Origin of the sequence: Mesorhizobium sp. B2-4-15 (genome assembly GCF_006658505.1) — a bacterium.
Lineage (GTDB): Bacteria > Pseudomonadota > Alphaproteobacteria > Rhizobiales > Rhizobiaceae > Mesorhizobium.
Window position 1 is genome coordinate 40,672 of sequence record NZ_VFUZ01000019.1, and the last position, 16,254, is coordinate 56,925.

Below are 16,254 nucleotides of genomic sequence, written 5' to 3' on the forward strand. Positions count from 1 at the left end.
AAAGTGCGTCGACATCCCGGTCAGGTCGGGCCGAAATACCTTACCGCAGCATGCGGGAAATTAACTGCGCGGTATAGTCGACCATCGGCACGATGCGGGCATAATTCAGCCGGGTCGGGCCGATGACGCCGAGCGCGCCGACCACGCGGGCATCCTTGTCCCGGTAGGGCGCGACCACCAGCGATGAGCCCGACAGCGAAAACAGCTTGTTCTCCGAGCCGATGAAGATGCGTACGCCCGATCCCTGCTCGGCAAGGTCGAGCAGCTGGATCAACCCGTCCTGCGTCTCCATATCCTCGAAAAGATGCCGCAGCAGTTCGATGTCGGCCTGCGCGGTGACGTTTTCGAGCAGATTGGCGCGGCCGCGCACGATAAGCCGCGCCGGCAGACCGCTTTCCGCGCCCGCCCATACCGCCAGGCCCTTCTCGACGAGGTCCTGCGACAGCGTGTCGAGAGCTGCCTTGGTCTCTTCCTTGATGCGTGCGATCTCGGTGCGCGCCTCGGCCAGCGTGCGCCCGCGAATATGCGCGTTGAGGAAATTCGAGGCTTCGTGCAGTTGCGAGACGGTGATGCCTGCCGGCAGCTCGACGACACGGTTCTCGACGTCGCCATTCTGCGAAACCAGCACGGCAAGCGCCTTGGTCGGCTCCAGCTGGATGAACTCGATGTGCTTCAGCGCCACCTCGTTCTTGGCGGCCAGCACCAGGCCGGCGCCGCGCGACATGCCCGACAGCATCTGGCTGGCCTCGGTCAGCATCTGCTCCAGCGTCGCGCCCGAGCCCGATGCCCGCACCTGTGCCTCGATGGTGCGGCGCTCCTCGTCGGAGAGGTCGCCAAGCTCCATGAAGGCGTCGACGAAGAAGCGCAGGCCGGCTTGCGTCGGCAAGCGGCCGGCCGAGATGTGCGGCGCGTAGATCAGCCCGAGATGTTCGAGGTCGCTCATCACATTGCGGATGGTGGCCGGCGACAGCGAGGAGGGCAGGATGCGCGACAGGCTGCGCGAGCCCACGGGCTCGCCGTCCCTGAGATAGGAATCGACGATGCGCCGGAAGATGTCGCGTGAGCGCATGTCGAGTGATTGAAGCGCAAGCGTTTGCGAACCGGGATCGATTGCCTTGGTCATTCGGCCAAAAACCTCCTTGTCGAGGATATAGACTTCGGCGCGGCGCGCGCAACCCGGTGTCTGTGTCGGATCACCCGGTCCGTTTTCCTTTGCGTGCTGCCCCCCATGCGTCTAAAAGCCGGCCACGATTTCAAAAAACTGACAGAAGGCAGGCCGAATGCGCCCCTCCAAACGCCAATTCGACGAAATGCGCGCCATCTCCTTCGAGCGCGGCGTCTCCAAGCACGCCGAAGGCTCGTGCCTGGTGAAGTTCGGCGACACCCATGTGCTGTGCACGGCAAGCCTCGAGGAGAAGGTTCCCGGCTGGATGCGCAATTCGGGCAAGGGCTGGGTGACGGCCGAATACGGCATGCTGCCGCGCTCCACCGGCGAGCGCATGCGCCGCGAAGCCTCCGCCGGCAAGCAAGGCGGCCGCACGCTGGAGATCCAGCGCCTGATCGGCCGTTCATTGCGCGCCGTGGTCGATTTGCAGGCGCTGGGCGAACAGCAGATCACCGTCGACTGCGACGTCATCCAGGCCGATGGCGGCACCCGCACCGCCTCGATCACCGGCGGCTGGGTGGCGCTGTACGACTGCCTGCGCTGGATGGAAGCCCGGCAGATGGCCAGTGTCTCGAAGGTGCTGAAGGACCATGTCGCGGCGATTTCCTGCGGCATCCATGACGGCCAGCCGGTCATAGATCTCGACTATCTCGAGGATTCCTCGGCCGGCACCGACGCCAATTTCGTCATGACCGGCAAGGGCGGCATCGTCGAGATCCAGGGCACCGCCGAGGGCGAGCCTTTCTCCGAGGACCAGTTCGCCGCCCTGATGGGCTTGGCCAAGAAAGGTATTTCGCGGCTGGTGAGTTTGCAGCAGATGGCGGTGGCGTAAGATTTTTGGACGATTAAGGTTGGCGATCCTTCCCACCCCCCTCTGTCCTGCCGGACATCTCCCCCGCAAGGGGGGAGATTGGCAGTTTCGCTGGCCGTGCCTACCCGTCAACGTTGAAAATTGGCGGAAGCAGTCAATACCGCTGATCTCCTCCCTTGAGGGGGGTGAGGAGTGGTCCGCGCAGCGGACGGGAAGCCAATTGCTTGGCTTTCCGAACAACAAACGCCCGGAGCGACAGCGTAGGGCCGGGTCCGGCAGGCCAGAGGGGGGCGCCTCGTGACACCCTCCGCGATCTTGGAATCGGCCCTCTACGTCACCGACCTGGCCGCCGCCGAAGCCTTCTACACCGATATCCTCGGCCTTGACCTGCTCGGCAAGGTCGACGGCCGCCACCTCTTCTTCCGCTGCGGACCGGGCGTGCTGCTCATCTTCAACGCCGAGGCGACCAGGATCCCGCCGTCGCCCGATGCCAAGCTGAAAGTGCCGCCGCACGGCACGGTCGGCGAAGGTCATCTCTGCTTCGCGGCAACCGCCGACGAGATCATCCGCTGGAGAGCGCATCTCGAGGCGAAAAACATTGCCATCGAAAGCGAATTCGAATGGCCGCAAGGTGGCCGTTCGATCTATATACGCGACCCCTCGGGCAATTCGATCGAGTTCGCCGAGCCAAGAATCTGGGGCCTTTGATGCATTCGCCAACTGTTCATACGCTTGACGGCAAGAAGATCGTCGTTGCCAGCCACAATGCCGGCAAGCTGCGCGAATTCGCCGATCTGATGGAGCCGTTCGGCTTCGAAGCGAAGTCGGCCAAGGACTATGGCCTGGCCGAGCCTGACGAAACCGGCACCACCTTCGAGGAGAACGCCTACATCAAGGCGCTGGCCGCCGCAAAGGCGACCGGCCTGCCGGCGCTGTCGGACGATTCTGGCCTCTGCGTCGACGCGCTCGACGGCGCGCCGGGCGTCTACACCGCAAACTGGGCCGAAACCCCTGAGGGATCTCGCGATTTCGGCATGGCCATGCAGCGCACGGAAGTGGCGTTGCAGGAAGTCGGCGCGGCCGAGGCGGCACAGCGCACGGGCCGCTTCGTCGCCGTCATTTGTCTGGCCTTTCCTGATGGCGAGGCGGAATATTATCGCGGCGAGGTCGAAGGCACGCTGGTCTGGCCGCCGCGCGGCGAGCTCGGCTTCGGCTACGATCCGGTGTTCCTGCCCAATGGCTTCGAGAAAACCTTTGGCGAGATGAGCGCCGAGGAAAAACACGGCTGGAAGCCTGGCCAGACGACCGCCCTGTCGCACCGCGCCCGGGCTTTCCAGAAATTCGCCCGTGCCAGGCTGGGCGCGCAATGATCGGAACCGGCATGAGCATGCCGCTCGACCGGACGCCCGGTTTCGGCGTCTATGTCCACTGGCCGTTCTGCGCGGCCAAATGCCCCTATTGCGACTTCAACAGCCATGTCCGCCACCAGCCGGTGGATCAGGAGCGCTTCGCCGTCGCCTTCGAGGCGGAGCTGGCAACGATGCGTCAGCGCACCGGCTCGCATGAGGTGACCAGCATTTTCCTCGGCGGCGGCACGCCGTCGCTGATGAAGCCCGAGACGGTGGGCAGGGTTCTGGATGCCGTGGCGAAGAACTGGACGGTGCCGGAAGGCATCGAGGTGACGCTGGAGGCCAATCCGTCCTCGGTCGAGGCCGAGCGTTTCCGTGGCTACCGCACCGCCGGCGTCAATCGCGTCTCGCTCGGCGTGCAGGCGCTGAACGACAGGGATTTGCGTTTCCTCGGCCGGCTGCACAATGTCGAGGAAGCACTGCATGCGATCGGCCTGGCCAGAGAAATCTTTCCGCGCCTGTCCTTCGACCTGATCTATGCCCGGCCCGGACAGACGCCGGAGGCTTGGGCATACGAGCTCGAACAAGCGATCGGCCATGCCGCCGACCATCTGTCGCTCTATCAATTGACCATCGAGGAAGGCACGCCCTTCCACGCGCTGCACGCGGCGAAGAAATTCATCATTCCCGACAACGACCATGCCGCCGATCTCTACGCGTTGACGCAGGAGATCACCACGGCGCATGGTTTGCCCGCCTACGAGATTTCCAACCACGCTCGGCCGGGCGCCGAAAGCCGGCATAATCTGACCTACTGGCGCTATGGCGAATATGTCGGCGTCGGCCCCGGAGCGCATGGCCGCTTCGTCGAGAATGGCCGCCGGATCGTGACCATCGCCGAAAGGATGCCGGAAACCTGGGCCAATCTGGTCGAGGCCAAGGGCCATGGCGTCACCGGGGGCGAGGTGCTGACCCGCTCGGAAGAGGCCGACGAATTCCTGCTGATGGGGCTGAGGCTCGCCGAAGGCATCGACCTGTCGCGCTACGAGGCGTTCTCCGGGCGCGGCCTGTCGAGCGCGCGGCTGTCGGTGCTGCAGGGCGAGGGGCTGGTGGCGCCGATCGGCAATTCCCGGCTGCGCGCCACGCCGGCCGGCATGATCGTGCTGGATGCCGTGGTGGCCGATCTGGCGCGGTAGGACATGATCCCGAAAAGTGGGAACCGGTTTTCGGACAAGATCAGAGAATGTCCCGGTGAAGAACGTCCTCTTCGTCTGCAGCCAAAATCGCCTGCGCAGCCCGACCGCCGAGCAGGTGTTTTCCAAGCGCGGGGATATCGAGGTTGAATCGGCGGGCACCAATCACGATGCCGATACGCCGCTGACGCATGAACTCGTCGCATGGGCCGATATCATCTTCGTCATGGAAAAGGCGCACCGCGCCAAGTTGCAGAAGAAATTCAAGTCCAGCCTGAAGAAGGCCAGGGTCATCTGCCTCGACATCCCGGACAATTATGAATTCATGGATCCGGAGCTGGTGCGGATTCTGGAGGGCAAGGTGCCGCGGTATCTCGGCTGAAGAAATGGGGCGGCCGATCATAGGTGTCTTCGTCATCCTCGGGCTTGACCCGAGGATCCATGCCGCGACCCTTGTCGAGGGATGCGACGGGCCAGATTTCTGCACCGTTGCAACGCATTGATGTCATGGCATGGATCCCAGGGTCTGCGCCGCGTCGCTGCGCTCCTTGCTTCGCCCTAGGACGACGAAGTTAGGCGGTCTTCGCGCTCACCGCGAAGGTTATTCAGGCGTCGTGCTTGTGGCGGTGTTTGGCGCGCTCTTTTTCGGCGTGCGACTCCCCAGCGCGAACCGGCTTGGCGTCGGCCTTGTCGCGGCGGGCGCGGTGCTGGTCGCCTATCGGATGCGGGGGCACGCCCTCTCTGGCGCTTTTCGTTTCAAGACGGGTGATGAAAATATCGAAGCGATTGGGCATCGTTCGGTCAGTGCTCCGTCGTGCTGTCTGGTTTGTCGTTGGAATGCCTGGCGTCTGTCGGCAAGGCCCCGGCGGCCCGCTTGCTCAGGCTGGCTTCGTCTTCGGCAGGCAGGCGCTTGTCCCTGGTCGGGGAGGCGCTTTTGCGGCCGGCATAGTAGGGCGCGAAAACGTCCTGTATCATCAGGCAATCCATCCTGTCCTCCCTTGGGAATCAGGGGCTAAATCCGCCAAATCCGGTTTCGTTCCCTACTGTGGCGAAGGAATGGCGGCTACCTTACATCGACGTGAGTTTTGCAAGCCCGCGCCAGCCATGCCAAGTATGATTTTGGCAGGCCAAACAGGGCTGAACGGAGACGGCATCATTGACTGGCGAGATGGGCAAGCGCAGCTATGTGGTCGGGCAGACCGAGATCGCGGCCCGTCCGCTCGAGCCGGCGCTCTATCTGGTGGCGACGCCGATCGGCAACCTTGCCGACATCACGCTGCGCGCGCTGGAGACGCTGGCCGCCGCCGACATCATCGCCTGCGAGGACACGCGGGTGTCGCGCGTGCTGCTCGACCGTTACGGCATTCGCCGCCGCACCACCGCCTATCACGAGCACAATGCCGGCGAGGCCGGGCCGAAGCTGATCGCAGCCCTTGAGAGCGGCCAGAGCGTCGCGCTGATTTCCGACGCCGGCACGCCGCTCGTTTCCGACCCCGGCTACAGACTGGTCGGCCAGGCGCTCGACCATGGCATCCGCGTCGTGCCGATCCCCGGTCCGTCCGCGCCGCTTGCAGCACTCACGGCATCCGGCCTGCCATCGGATGCCTTCCTGTTCGCCGGCTTCCTGCCGGTGAAATCAGGGCAGCGGCTGACGCGGCTGGAAGCGCTGAGGGCCGTGCCGGCGACGCTGATCTTCTTCGAATCGCCGCGCCGGCTGGCCGAGTCGCTCGGCGCCATGGCCGAAGCGCTTGGCGGCGAACGCAAAGCCGCGATTGGCCGGGAATTGACCAAGACTTTCGAGGAAATGCGCATCGGCACGCTGAGGGCGCTGGCCGATCACTACGCGGCGGCCGACACGCCGAAGGGCGAGATCGTCGTCTGCGTCGGCCCCGCCGAGGCCAAGGCTGACGAGCCCGAGGACATCGACCGCCTGCTGCTCTCGCTCGCCGCCGAAATGCCGGCCTCAAAGGCCGCGGCGGAAGCCGCGAAGATGACCGGCGGCCAGAAACAGATGCTCTACCGGCGGCTGCTGGAGCTTAGGGATGCCCATGCCGATGGCTGAGCGCCCGAGCGCCAGCCGCCAGAAAGCCTATCGGCGCGGCCATCGCGGCGAATGGCTGGCGGCCGCCGCCCTGCTGCTGAAGGGCTACAGGATCCTGGCGCGCCGCCATCGCACCCGCTTCGGCGAGATCGACCTGATCGCGCGGCGCGGCGACCTGGTGCTGTTCGTAGAGGTCAAGGCCCGCCGCACGCTGATGGAAGCCATGGAGGCGATCGGCCATGAATCGGAGCGCCGCATCGAGGCGGCCGCCGACATCTGGCTCTCGCGCCAGTCCGACTATGGCAGGCTGTCGATGCGCTTCGACATGGTCGCGGTGCTGCCTTGGCGCTGGCCGGTGCATGTCGAGAACGCGTTTTATGGGCGGAATTGAGGGCCATCCAGGAAAAGTGCGTAGCGGTTTTCCGTCCGGGATTGCGTCAAAACAAACAGTTAGAGGGAGCCACCTACGAGCGTTGCTCGCCCTTCGCTGGCTCAGGGCGTTCGTCGCTCAGGAAGCCAAGCAATTGGCTTCCTGTCCGCTTCGCGGATCGCTCCTCACCCCCAGATCATCAACGCCAGCAGCCCGACGATGCCCACCACCAGCCGCCACCAGCCGAACAGCGAATAGCCGTTGCGCGAAACGTAATCGAGCAGGAAGCGCACCACGAACAGCGCCGTGACGAAGGCGGCGACGAAGCCGATGGCGATGATAGGCAGGTCGGCTGACGACAGCACGTTGCGGTTCTTGAACAGGTCGAAGGCGAAGGCACCGACCATGGTCGGAATGGCGAGGAAGAAAGAAAACTCCGCCGCCGCCCGCTTGTCGACGCCCAGGAGCAGCGCGCCGACGATGGTCGAACCCGAGCGCGAGGTGCCCGGGATCAGCGACAGGCACTGGAACAACCCGATCTGCAGGTAAAGCCGGGTCGGGAAGCGTTCGACGTCGCGATAGACCGGTTTGAGATTCATGCGGTCGACGGCCAAAAGGATGACGCCGCCGATGATCAGCATGATGCAGATCAGCCTCGGCGATTCGAACAGCACCGTCTTGATGAAATCGTGCGCCAGCGCGCCGATGATCGCGGCCGGCAGGAAGGCGATGAGGATGCCGATGACGAAATGCCGCGTCAGCCGGTCATGCGGCAGGTCGAGCAGCATCTGCCACAGGCGCCGGAAATAGACGCTGAGGATGGCCAGGATGGCACCGAGCTGGATCAGGATCTCGAAGGCCTTGCCGGTGGAATTGAAACCGAGGAAATGCCCCGCGAGCAGGATATGGCCGGTCGAGGACACCGGAATGAATTCGGTCAACCCTTCCAGCAGGCCGAGCAGCAGGGCTTCGACGATGGTCTGGCTTTCCATTTCTACCTCGGCATTGGGGAAGACGGCGAGAGAACAGGGCTTGCTTGTCATGGCGCCGAAGTCCCCCTATAGGTCGCAGCACCGTGACGGCCCGAATTGCGGGCCGCCAAGACTTACCGGCGCAGCCGGCGATTCGCCAGTGCGCCCTATCATCGCGGAACCATGCTGACGCTTTTCCACCATCCCATGTTCGCAACCTGCCGCTTTGTCCGCCTCGCCTTCGGCGAGTACGGCGAGGAGCTGGCGTTGATCGAGGAAAAGCCTTGGACGCGGCGCAAGGAGTTTTTGGCGCTGAACCCGGCCGGCACCTTGCCGATCCTGCTGGCCGAAGGCGACGTGCCGATCGTCGGCGCGACGGTGATCTCGGAATATCTCGATGAGACGCGCGGCGTCCTCAAGCGCGACAAGCGGCTGTTTGCCGAGGACCCGATGCAGCGCGCCGAAATCCGCCGGCTGATCGACTGGTACCTGAACAAGGCCGAAAGCGAGATCACCCGGCATCTGGTGCGCGAGCGCGTGCTGAAGCCGATCATGCCGGAAACGGCGGGCGGCGGGTCACCGGATTCGGGCGCGATCCGTGCGGCGCGCGCCAACATCCGCCAGCACATGAAATACACCAACTGGCTGGCCGGGACCCGCCATTGGCTGGCCGGCGGCAGGGTCACCTATGCCGATCTCGCGGCGGCCGCGACGCTTTCGGTGCTCGACTATCTCGGCGAGATCGACTGGCGCGAACACGCCGCGGCGCGCGAATGGTATACGCGCGTGAAGTCGCGGCCCTCCTTCCGGCCGCTCCTGACCGATCGCGTGCGCGGCCTGTCACCGGTGTCGCATTATGCGGACCTCGATTTCTAGGAAAGAACCCCTGCGTGCGCTGATCGACCGCGAGGCGCGGCGCGCCGGCTTCGATGCCGTCGCGGTCACCACTCCAAATGCCATCCCGCTGGCGCCAGCACGCCTTGCCGAGTTCGTCGCGGACGGTTTTCACGGCTCGATGAATTGGATCGCCGAGACTTTGCAACGGCGCAGCGAGCCTTCGACGCTTTGGCCCGAAGTGCGCTCGATCATCGTGCTGGCGATGAATTACGGCCCGGATCATGATCCGCGCGACGTGCTGGCCAAGCGCGATCGGGGCGCCATCTCCGTCTATGCCAGGAACCGCGACTATCACGAGGTGATGAAGGGCCGGCTGAAGGAAATCGCTGGGAAGATCGTGGCGCGCGCCGGCGGCGACGTGAAGGTCTTCGTCGACACCGCGCCGGTCATGGAAAAGCCGCTGGCGGAGGCCGCCGGGCTCGGCTGGCAGGGCAAGCACACCAATCTGGTCAGCCGCCAACACGGCTCCTGGCTATTCCTTGGCACCATCTTCACCACGGCCGAACTCGCACCGGACCGGGCTGAAACAGACCATTGCGGCTCCTGCCGCGCCTGCCTCGACGCCTGCCCGACCGACGCCTTCCCGGCGCCCTACCGGCTCGATGCGCGGCGCTGCATCTCCTATCTCACCATCGAGAACAAGGGGCCGATCCCGCACGAATTCCGCGAGGCGATCGGCAACCGCATCTATGGCTGCGACGACTGCCTCGCCGCTTGCCCGTGGAACAAGTTCGCCCGCGCGGCTTCGGAGGCCAAGCTCGCCGCCCGCGACGATCTGCGCGAGCCGCCGCTCGCCGAACTGCTCGAACTGGACGATGCGGCGTTCCGCGCCTTCTTCTCCGGTTCTCCGGTAAAGCGCATCGGCCGCGACCGGTTCGTCCGCAACGTGCTGATCGCCGCCGGCAATTCAGGTGAGGCCGCACTTGCCGGCCCCGTGCGCGCGCTGCTCGGCGATGCCTCGCCACTGGTGCGGGGCGCGGCAATATGGGCGCTGGCGCGGCTTGTCTCCGAGGCCGAATATTCCGAGCGGGCCGCAACCGGCCTGAAGACGGAAAGCGATGGCGCCGTGCGCGACGAATGGCGTCTGGCGCGGCCACACGGGACTCAGGCATGAGCGAACAGCGGATCTTCATCTTTGGCGCCGGCTATTCGGGCAAGGCTTTTGCCCGCGCCGGCACGCAAGGGTTGCGCCCTACGAATACCCCCACCCCTAACCCCTCCCAACAAGGGGGAGGGGGATTTCTGTCGGTGCCGACCTCAGACTCGCCTGACCTTATGGAAAATTGCGCGCGGCAGCATTCCCTCCCCCTTGTGGGGAGGGTTAGGGTGGGGGTCCCAGTTCGTAAGAATCTTGTTTCCGATGACCCAAGCGCCGACACCGGGACAGCCACGATTATCGGCACGACGCGCTCGGCCGATAAATTCGAAGCGCTGCGCCAGGCCGGCATCGTCCCGCTGTTGTTCGATGGCGTCTTGACCGCTGAAATCGCAGAGGCGCTGGAGAAAACCACGCATCTGGTGATTTCGATCGCGCCGGAAGCGGACGGCGATCCCATATTGAAAGCCGCCCGCGTGGCAATCGCCCGAATGCCCGCGCTGCAATGGATCGGCTATCTCTCCACGGTCGGCGTCTATGGCGATCATGGCGGGGCCTGGGTCGATGAAACGGCAGCCTGCCGCCCGGTATCGAAGCGCTCGGTGATGCGGGTGGCGGCCGAGCAGGACTGGCTGCAACTGGGCAAGGAGATCAGTCGGCCCGTTGCGATCCTGCGACTGTCCGGCATTTATGGCCCGGGCCGCAACGCGCTGGTCAACCTGGAAAACGGCACCGCCAGGCGGCTGGTCAAGCCGGACCAGGTGTTCAACCGCATCCATTGCGACGACATTGCCGGCGCGCTGTGGCAGCTGATCGAAGCCGGCAAAGGGGGCATCTTCAACGTCACCGACGACCTGCCGGCGCCGCCGCAGGATGTCGTCGCCTATGCTGCTTCGCTGATGGGTATCGAGCCGCCGCCCGAAATTCCCTTCGAGACCGCCCAACTTTCGCCCATGGCGCGGTCCTTCTATGGCGAGAACAAGCGCGTCGCCAATGCGGCGATCAAGGCGGCTGGCTACCGCTTTCGTTTTCCCGATTACCGCGCCGCCTTCGACCATATGTGGGCAAGCGGCGACTGGCGCGACGGCGAGCCGCGCAGCCTGATGAAGGGCTAGGGCAATTCCAGGAAAAGTGTGAAAACGGTTTTCCGTCCGGAATTGCGCCAAGAGGTAGAGCGATCGAAACCCCGAGCGCGGCGTGCTATGATTCGGGCTTGGGATGTGGTGGGATCCGGTTTCATGAAGACAGCGACGCGGTCGTCCCTGGGCAAAAAATCACTGCTGGCGGCTGCGTTTGGCTTGCTTGTCCTGACGGCCCTCACCGTGAAACCGGCCTTCGCCGAGGAGCGCGCGAAAGACCTGTTCGGCGCCGAGAAACTGCCCACAGTGACCGCCCCGCAATCCTTCGGCTTCTATTCCAAGGGCTGCTTTGCCGGCGGCGTCGCGCTGCCCATGGACGGCATGCACTGGGAGGTGATGCGGCCGTCGCGCAACCGCCGCTGGGGCCATCCGGCGATGATCGCGCTGATCGAGAAATTGTCGCGCGACGCGGCGTCCGACGGCTGGCCGGGCCTGTTGATCGGCGACATTTCGCAGCCGCGCGGCGGCCCGATGCTGAGCGGCCATGCCTCGCACCAGATCGGCCTTGACGCCGACATCTGGCTGACGCCGATGCCGGACCGCAAGCTCACCACCAGCGAGCGCGAGAATATCAGCGCCACCTTGATGGTCGATGAAAAGACCCATCTGGTGAACGACGCGCTGTGGAAGCCGATGCATACGCGGCTTTTGAAGCGCGCCGCGAGCTACCCGGAAGTCGAGCGCATCCTGGTCAATCCGGGCATCAAGAAGAAACTCTGCGACACCGTTACCGGTGACCGCTCCTGGCTGCGCAAGATCAGGCCGTTCTGGGGCCACGACTACCACTTCCACATCCGCATCGGCTGCCAACCGGGCTCGCCCGCTTGCAAGGGGCAGGAAGCGGCGCCGGCCGACGACGGCTGCGGCAAGCCATTGGCCTGGTGGTTCACGCAGGAGCCATGGCGGCCCAACAAGAATCCGGATGCGCCGAAAGCCCGCGACCTGATGACGATGGCGAACCTGCCCAAGCAATGCCAGTTCGTGCTCGACGCGCCGGGGCCGGAATCGGCCGAGGCGGCGACCTACCGCGGCGGCGCCGTCGCGGTCGCGGCGCCCGAACCGGAAGCGCCTTCACCGCCCGCCACCACGGCCAGCGGCACGGCCGGCTTGTCAGGCGCGGTGAACGCTTTCACGACCCCCGAGGTCGGCGTGCCGGTGCCACGGCCACGACCGCCCGCGAACTGATTGTCGCGTCGCTCAATCGGTTTAGGGTGCCGTTTTCCGCGAAAGAGTGGCTGTTTGGCCGCAGAAACTCTCTCAGCGCATTGCCGGGTTCGAAAACCGTTTCCCTTTTCAAACTCATGCGCTAGTCAACGGAGAACGGCACATGCCGTCAGGGGCGCCGGAGACGGACGAGAGCATGCCAAGCGTAAGCGATATCGACACGTCGTTGCGGTTTCCGATCCTGATCGGTGACATTGGCGGCACCAATGCGCGCTTCTCGATCGTGCTCGACGCCAATTCCGAGGCCGGCGAGCCGACCATCGTCCAGACCGCCAATTACAACACCATCGACGAGGCGATCCAGGCGGCCGTGCTCGACCGCTCATCCATTCGCCCGAATTCGGCGGTTCTGGCGGTGGCCGGCCCCGTCGACGGCGACGAGATCGAGCTCACCAACTGCCCGTGGATCGTCAAACCGAGGCAGATGTTTTCGAGCCTCGGGCTGAGCGACATCGTCGTGCTCAACGATTTCGAGGCACAGGCGCTGGCCGTCGTGGCGCTGGGCGAAGAGCACATGGAAAAGATTGGCGGCGGCACGCCTGAGCCAAATGCCGGACGCGTCGTTCTTGGTCCGGGAACCGGGCTCGGCGTTGCCGGCCTGGTCTACGCGCTGCACCATTGGATCCCGGTGCCGGGCGAGGGCGGCCACATGGATATCGGCCCGCGCTCACCCCGCGATTTCGAGGTGTTCCCGCATATCGAGAAGCTCGAGGGCCGCATTTCGGGCGAGCAGATCCTGAGTGGGCGTGGCCTCGTCAATGCCTACCGGGCGGTGGCCAGGGCGGACGGCAAACCGGCGCCCTTCACCACGCCGGCGGAGATCACGGCGGCGGCGCTGGCCAAGACCGATCCGGTCGCCGAGGAAGCGCTGTCGATGTTCGTCACCTGCCTAGGCCGCACGGCCGGCGATCTCGCAATGGTGTTCATGAGCCGTGGCGGCGTGTTCCTCACCGGCGGCATCGCGCAGAAAATCGTGCCGGCGCTGAAGGCCGGCAATTTCCGCGCCGCCTTCGAGGACAAGGCGCCGCACAGCGAATTGATGCGCTCCATGCCTGTCTATGTCATCACCCATCCGCTGGCGGCACTTCTCGGCCTTGCCGCCTATGCCAGGAACCCGTCGCTGTTCGGCGTTCAGACGGAGGGCCGGCGCTGGCAGGCCTAGTGGCATCGCCTCGAGAACGCGCTGCCCGCGACGAAGTTAATCAGCCGCGGGCATAGGCAAGCCGGCCGCATGGCGCTAAGAGGAGTGCCGAATTGCAGCCCGGCCCAGGCGGAAAACCACGAAGCTCCCGATTTGACTTTTCAAGCTCCAAACAAGCAGAAGGCCACTCCCGGTCAGGTCACAGCGGTGCTCCGCCGCATTCTCGCGGAAAACAGCCGTGACTACCGCTGGACCTATGCCATGGTCATCGCGTGCTCGCTGATCGTTTCGGGTACGACCGCCTTCACCGCCTGGATCATGGCCCCGATGGTCAACCAGATCTTCTACGAACGGCGTGGCGACGCGATCGTATGGATCTGCGCCGGCTTCATGGCGGCTTTCCTGCTGCGCGGCTTCGCCGGCTATGGCCAGGCGGTCGCGCTGGCCAAGATCGGCAACAATCTGGTGGCGCGCTACCAGAAGCGCATCTTCGACCATCTGATGAAGCTCGGTGTCGGCTTCTTCAACGACACGCGTTCAGGCCGGCTGGCGGCGCAGGTCAATGAAAACGTCGGCGGCATCCGCGACCTGTTGTCGTTGACCCTGACATCCATCAGCCGTGACGCGGTCACGCTGGTCGGCCTTGTCGGCGTCATGGTCTATCAGGATCCGGTGCTGTCGCTCAGTTCGCTGCTGATCGGACCGCCGCTGATCTGGGCCGTTGTCTATCTCACCCGTCGCGTGCGGCGCATCACCCGGGAATCCGTGCTGATCAATTCCCGGCTGATCGGGGCCGTGCAGGAAGCCACGCAAGGCATCGCCATCGTCAAGGCTTTCACCATGGAGGACGCGCTTGCGCGCCACATCGGCGCCATGGCCGACACGGCCGAGCAGCGCAACAACAAGATCGCCCGCGTGTCTGAACGGCTGGCGCCGATTTCCGACATGCTTGCCGGCCTCGCCGTCACCTCCGTCATCGCCTATTCCGGTTACCGGGCACTCGTTCTTGGTCAGCCGCCGGGCGCGGTCTTCTCGTTCATCACCGCGCTGATCCTGGCCTATGACCCGGCGCGACGCCTGGCGCGCATGCAGGTCGGCATGGAGCGGGCGCTGGTCAATGCGCGCATGATCTACGAGCTGCTCGATCTCGAGCCGCAGCAGGGCGACGCGCCCGATGCCACCGAGGCGCATTTCACCACGGGCGAAGTGCGGTTCAACAACGTGTCCTTCCGCTATGTCGAGGACATGCCGGTCCTGCAGGCCCTGAGCTTCGTCGCCGCCGCCGGCAAGATGACCGCCATCGTCGGCGCCTCCGGGGCCGGCAAGACGACACTGGTGGCGCTGCTGCAGCGCTTCTACGATATCGAGTCCGGCACGATCGAGATCGACGGCCAGGACATTTCCAAGGTCACCAAACAGTCGCTGCGCGGTTCCATCGCTTATGTTTCGCAGGCGCCCTATCTGTTCGAAGGCACCATCCGCGACAACATCCGCTACGGCCGCCCCTCCGCGACCGATGCCGAGATCGAGGAGGCGGCGAAGCAGGCGGCGGCCGACGGGTTCATCCGCCAGCAGCCGCAAGGCTATGACACGCCGGTCGGCGAGAACGGCGCGACGCTCTCGGGCGGCCAGCGCCAGCGCGTGTCGATCGCCCGCGCCATCGTGCGGCAGGCGCCGATCCTGTTGCTCGACGAGGCGACCTCGGCGCTCGACAACGAGGCCGAAGCCCGTGTCCAGCAGGCGCTGACCAAGGTCATGGAAGGGCGCACCACCATCGTCATCGCGCACCGCCTGTCGACGGTGGTCAATGCCGACCACATCATCGTGCTCGAACAGGGCCATTTGGTCGAAGAGGGCACGCACGCCTCGCTGATGGCCGATCCGCACAGCGTCTATGCCCGTTTCCACCGGATACAGGGCGTCAAGGGCCTAGGGCTTGTCGACGACAGCGCGCCGATCCAGACTTCGGTTCACGACATCGAAACCCAAAGCATCGCCGGGAGCACGGCATGAGCGAGACGTCAGCAAACGACAAGCCGGCAACCGATATGGGCCTTGTGGTGGTGGGTGCTGCCGGCCGCATGGGCCAGACGCTGATCCGCGCCATCCACACCATTCCGGGCGCCCGGGTCATCGGCGCGGTCGAGCGCGCGGATTCGCCTCATCTGGGCAAGGATGCCGGCGAACTCGCGGGCATCGGCCGCATCGACGTGGCGATCGGCAATGATCCGCTGCCGGTCTTCGCCAAGGCCGATGGCGTGCTCGATTTCACCACGCCGGCCTCGAGCGTCGAATTCGCCGGCTACGCGGCGCAGGCGCGCATCGTCCATGTCATCGGCACAACGGGATGTTCGGCCGACGACGACGCGAAAATCGCCGCGGCGGCGCGCCACGCGACGATCGTCAAGTCGGGCAATATGAGCCTCGGCGTCAATCTCCTGGCGGTGCTGGTCGAACAGGCGGCACGTGCACTCGACGCCGACGATTTCGACATCGAGATCCTCGAAATGCACCACAGGCACAAGGTCGACGCGCCCTCGGGCACCGCGCTGCTGCTGGGTGAGGCCGCCGCCGCCGGGCGCGGCGTGGCGCTGGCCGGCAATGATGTGCGTTCACGCGACGGCCACACAGGCGTGCGCAAGACCGGCACGATCGGCTTCGCCACGCTGCGCGGCGGCTCGGTGGTTGGCGACCACAGCGTGATCCTGGCCGGCACCGGCGAGCGCATCACGCTCGCCCACCATGCCGAGGACCGCGCCATCTTCGCCCGCGGCGCCGTCAAGGCGGCGTTGTGGGCGCGTGGCAAGAAGCCGGGATTGTATTCGATGCGGGACGTGCTTGGGCTCGCCTGAGACCG

At 65.1% G+C, this 16,254-nt stretch carries 17 protein-coding genes and 1 pseudogene; 15 read left to right on the plus strand and 3 right to left on the minus strand.

Going from position 1 to position 16,254, the window contains the following annotated elements:
* Positions 1-40: 40 nt before the first annotated feature.
* Positions 41-1,123, minus strand: coding sequence for a heat-inducible transcriptional repressor HrcA (hrcA, locus tag FJ930_RS21305; protein WP_141839985.1), 1,083 nt, complete (start codon positions 1,121-1,123; stop codon positions 41-43).
* Positions 1,124-1,280: 157 nt separating this feature from the next.
* Between hrcA and rph the strand changes: the two genes are divergently transcribed.
* From rph to FJ930_RS30545, 6 genes and pseudogenes are all read left to right on the plus strand, one after another.
* Entirely contained in the window at positions 1,281-1,997 is a 717-nt protein-coding gene (gene rph, locus FJ930_RS21310) for a ribonuclease PH (RefSeq protein WP_140610620.1), read from the plus strand.
* A gap of 276 nt (positions 1,998-2,273) precedes the next feature.
* The gene (locus tag FJ930_RS21320; protein ID WP_141839986.1) at positions 2,274-2,684 is read left to right on the plus strand and encodes a VOC family protein; all 411 of its coding nucleotides are present in this window, start codon (positions 2,274-2,276) and stop codon (positions 2,682-2,684) included.
* The gene (gene rdgB, locus FJ930_RS21325) at positions 2,684-3,346 is read left to right on the plus strand and encodes an RdgB/HAM1 family non-canonical purine NTP pyrophosphatase (protein ID WP_141839987.1); all 663 of its coding nucleotides are present in this window, start codon (positions 2,684-2,686) and stop codon (positions 3,344-3,346) included. Before FJ930_RS21320 ends, rdgB begins: the two co-directional genes overlap by 1 nt.
* A gap of 11 nt (positions 3,347-3,357) precedes the next feature.
* The gene (gene hemW, locus FJ930_RS21330) at positions 3,358-4,521 is read left to right on the plus strand and encodes a radical SAM family heme chaperone HemW (RefSeq protein ID WP_141839988.1); all 1,164 of its coding nucleotides are present in this window, start codon (positions 3,358-3,360) and stop codon (positions 4,519-4,521) included.
* 55 nt (positions 4,522-4,576) lie between these two features.
* On the plus strand, positions 4,577-4,900 hold the full coding sequence (locus FJ930_RS21335; RefSeq protein ID WP_140740734.1) for a low molecular weight protein tyrosine phosphatase family protein: 324 nt from the start codon (positions 4,577-4,579) through the stop codon (positions 4,898-4,900).
* Between the two features lie 229 nt (positions 4,901-5,129).
* A pseudogene (locus FJ930_RS30545) lies at positions 5,130-5,240 on the plus strand (transporter); the annotation flags it as partial.
* A gap of 79 nt (positions 5,241-5,319) precedes the next feature.
* Here the strand turns inward: FJ930_RS30545 and FJ930_RS21345 are convergent.
* The gene (locus FJ930_RS21345) at positions 5,320-5,493 is read right to left on the minus strand and encodes a hypothetical protein (protein WP_246676977.1); all 174 of its coding nucleotides are present in this window, start codon (positions 5,491-5,493) and stop codon (positions 5,320-5,322) included.
* A 181-nt stretch (positions 5,494-5,674) separates the two neighbouring features.
* Here FJ930_RS21345 and rsmI point away from each other — a divergent pair, with 181 nt between their 5' ends.
* Positions 5,675-6,580 (plus strand): 16S rRNA (cytidine(1402)-2'-O)-methyltransferase, encoded by a 906-nt coding sequence (gene rsmI / locus FJ930_RS21350; protein ID WP_181763439.1) that lies wholly within the window; start codon positions 5,675-5,677, stop codon positions 6,578-6,580.
* The gene (locus tag FJ930_RS21355; RefSeq protein WP_140740740.1) at positions 6,573-6,950 is read left to right on the plus strand and encodes a YraN family protein; all 378 of its coding nucleotides are present in this window, start codon (positions 6,573-6,575) and stop codon (positions 6,948-6,950) included. The genes rsmI and FJ930_RS21355 overlap by 8 nt, the downstream gene beginning before the upstream one ends.
* 164 nt (positions 6,951-7,114) lie before the next feature.
* On the opposite strand, the gene FJ930_RS21360 is transcribed toward FJ930_RS21355, so the two are convergent.
* Positions 7,115-7,921, minus strand: coding sequence for an undecaprenyl-diphosphate phosphatase (locus FJ930_RS21360; RefSeq protein ID WP_140740818.1), 807 nt, complete (start codon positions 7,919-7,921; stop codon positions 7,115-7,117).
* Between the two features lie 162 nt (positions 7,922-8,083).
* Between FJ930_RS21360 and FJ930_RS21365 the strand changes: the two genes are divergently transcribed.
* From FJ930_RS21365 to dapB, 7 genes are all read left to right on the plus strand, one after another.
* Positions 8,084-8,776, plus strand: a complete 693-nt coding sequence (locus FJ930_RS21365; protein ID WP_140610628.1) for a glutathione S-transferase family protein — start codon at positions 8,084-8,086, stop codon at positions 8,774-8,776.
* Positions 8,757-9,911, plus strand: a complete 1,155-nt coding sequence (gene queG, locus FJ930_RS21370) for a tRNA epoxyqueuosine(34) reductase QueG (RefSeq protein WP_141839990.1) — start codon at positions 8,757-8,759, stop codon at positions 9,909-9,911. The genes FJ930_RS21365 and queG overlap by 20 nt, the downstream gene beginning before the upstream one ends.
* A gap of 212 nt (positions 9,912-10,123) precedes the next feature.
* Complete coding sequence (locus FJ930_RS21375) at positions 10,124-11,008, plus strand: SDR family oxidoreductase (protein ID WP_246676978.1); 885 nt, start codon at positions 10,124-10,126, stop codon at positions 11,006-11,008.
* A gap of 123 nt (positions 11,009-11,131) precedes the next feature.
* On the plus strand, positions 11,132-12,217 hold the full coding sequence (mepA, locus tag FJ930_RS21380; RefSeq protein ID WP_141839991.1) for a penicillin-insensitive murein endopeptidase: 1,086 nt from the start codon (positions 11,132-11,134) through the stop codon (positions 12,215-12,217).
* Between the two features lie 175 nt (positions 12,218-12,392).
* Positions 12,393-13,418 carry a glucokinase gene (locus FJ930_RS21385; RefSeq protein ID WP_141839992.1) on the plus strand — a complete coding sequence of 342 codons (1,026 nt, stop codon included), beginning with the start codon at positions 12,393-12,395 and terminating at the stop codon, positions 13,416-13,418.
* Between the two features lie 132 nt (positions 13,419-13,550).
* The gene (locus tag FJ930_RS21390; protein ID WP_141839993.1) at positions 13,551-15,410 is read left to right on the plus strand and encodes an ABC transporter ATP-binding protein; all 1,860 of its coding nucleotides are present in this window, start codon (positions 13,551-13,553) and stop codon (positions 15,408-15,410) included.
* Complete coding sequence (gene dapB / locus FJ930_RS21395; RefSeq protein WP_141839994.1) at positions 15,407-16,249, plus strand: 4-hydroxy-tetrahydrodipicolinate reductase; 843 nt, start codon at positions 15,407-15,409, stop codon at positions 16,247-16,249. The genes FJ930_RS21390 and dapB overlap by 4 nt, the downstream gene beginning before the upstream one ends.
* Positions 16,250-16,254 lie beyond the last annotated feature (5 nt).

Excerpts from the sequence above, each read along its gene's own strand:
- hrcA (WP_141839985.1), bottom strand. The coding sequence starts at position 1,123 with ATGACCAAGGCAATCGATCCCGGTTCGCAAACGCTTGCGCTTCAATCA.
- mepA (WP_141839991.1), top strand. The coding sequence starts at position 11,132 with ATGAAGACAGCGACGCGGTCGTCCCTGGGCAAAAAATCACTGCTGGCG.
- FJ930_RS21345 (WP_246676977.1), bottom strand. The coding sequence starts at position 5,493 with ATGATACAGGACGTTTTCGCGCCCTACTATGCCGGCCGCAAAAGCGCC.
- hemW (WP_141839988.1), top strand. The coding sequence starts at position 3,358 with ATGAGCATGCCGCTCGACCGGACGCCCGGTTTCGGCGTCTATGTCCAC.
- FJ930_RS21355 (WP_140740740.1), top strand. The coding sequence starts at position 6,573 with ATGGCTGAGCGCCCGAGCGCCAGCCGCCAGAAAGCCTATCGGCGCGGC.
- dapB (WP_141839994.1), top strand. The coding sequence starts at position 15,407 with ATGAGCGAGACGTCAGCAAACGACAAGCCGGCAACCGATATGGGCCTT.
- FJ930_RS21365 (WP_140610628.1), top strand. The coding sequence starts at position 8,084 with ATGCTGACGCTTTTCCACCATCCCATGTTCGCAACCTGCCGCTTTGTC.
- FJ930_RS21360 (WP_140740818.1), bottom strand. The coding sequence starts at position 7,921 with ATGGAAAGCCAGACCATCGTCGAAGCCCTGCTGCTCGGCCTGCTGGAA.
- queG (WP_141839990.1), top strand. The coding sequence starts at position 8,757 with ATGCGGACCTCGATTTCTAGGAAAGAACCCCTGCGTGCGCTGATCGAC.
- rdgB (WP_141839987.1), top strand. The coding sequence starts at position 2,684 with ATGCATTCGCCAACTGTTCATACGCTTGACGGCAAGAAGATCGTCGTT.
- rph (WP_140610620.1), top strand. The coding sequence starts at position 1,281 with ATGCGCCCCTCCAAACGCCAATTCGACGAAATGCGCGCCATCTCCTTC.
- FJ930_RS21385 (WP_141839992.1), top strand. The coding sequence starts at position 12,393 with ATGCCAAGCGTAAGCGATATCGACACGTCGTTGCGGTTTCCGATCCTG.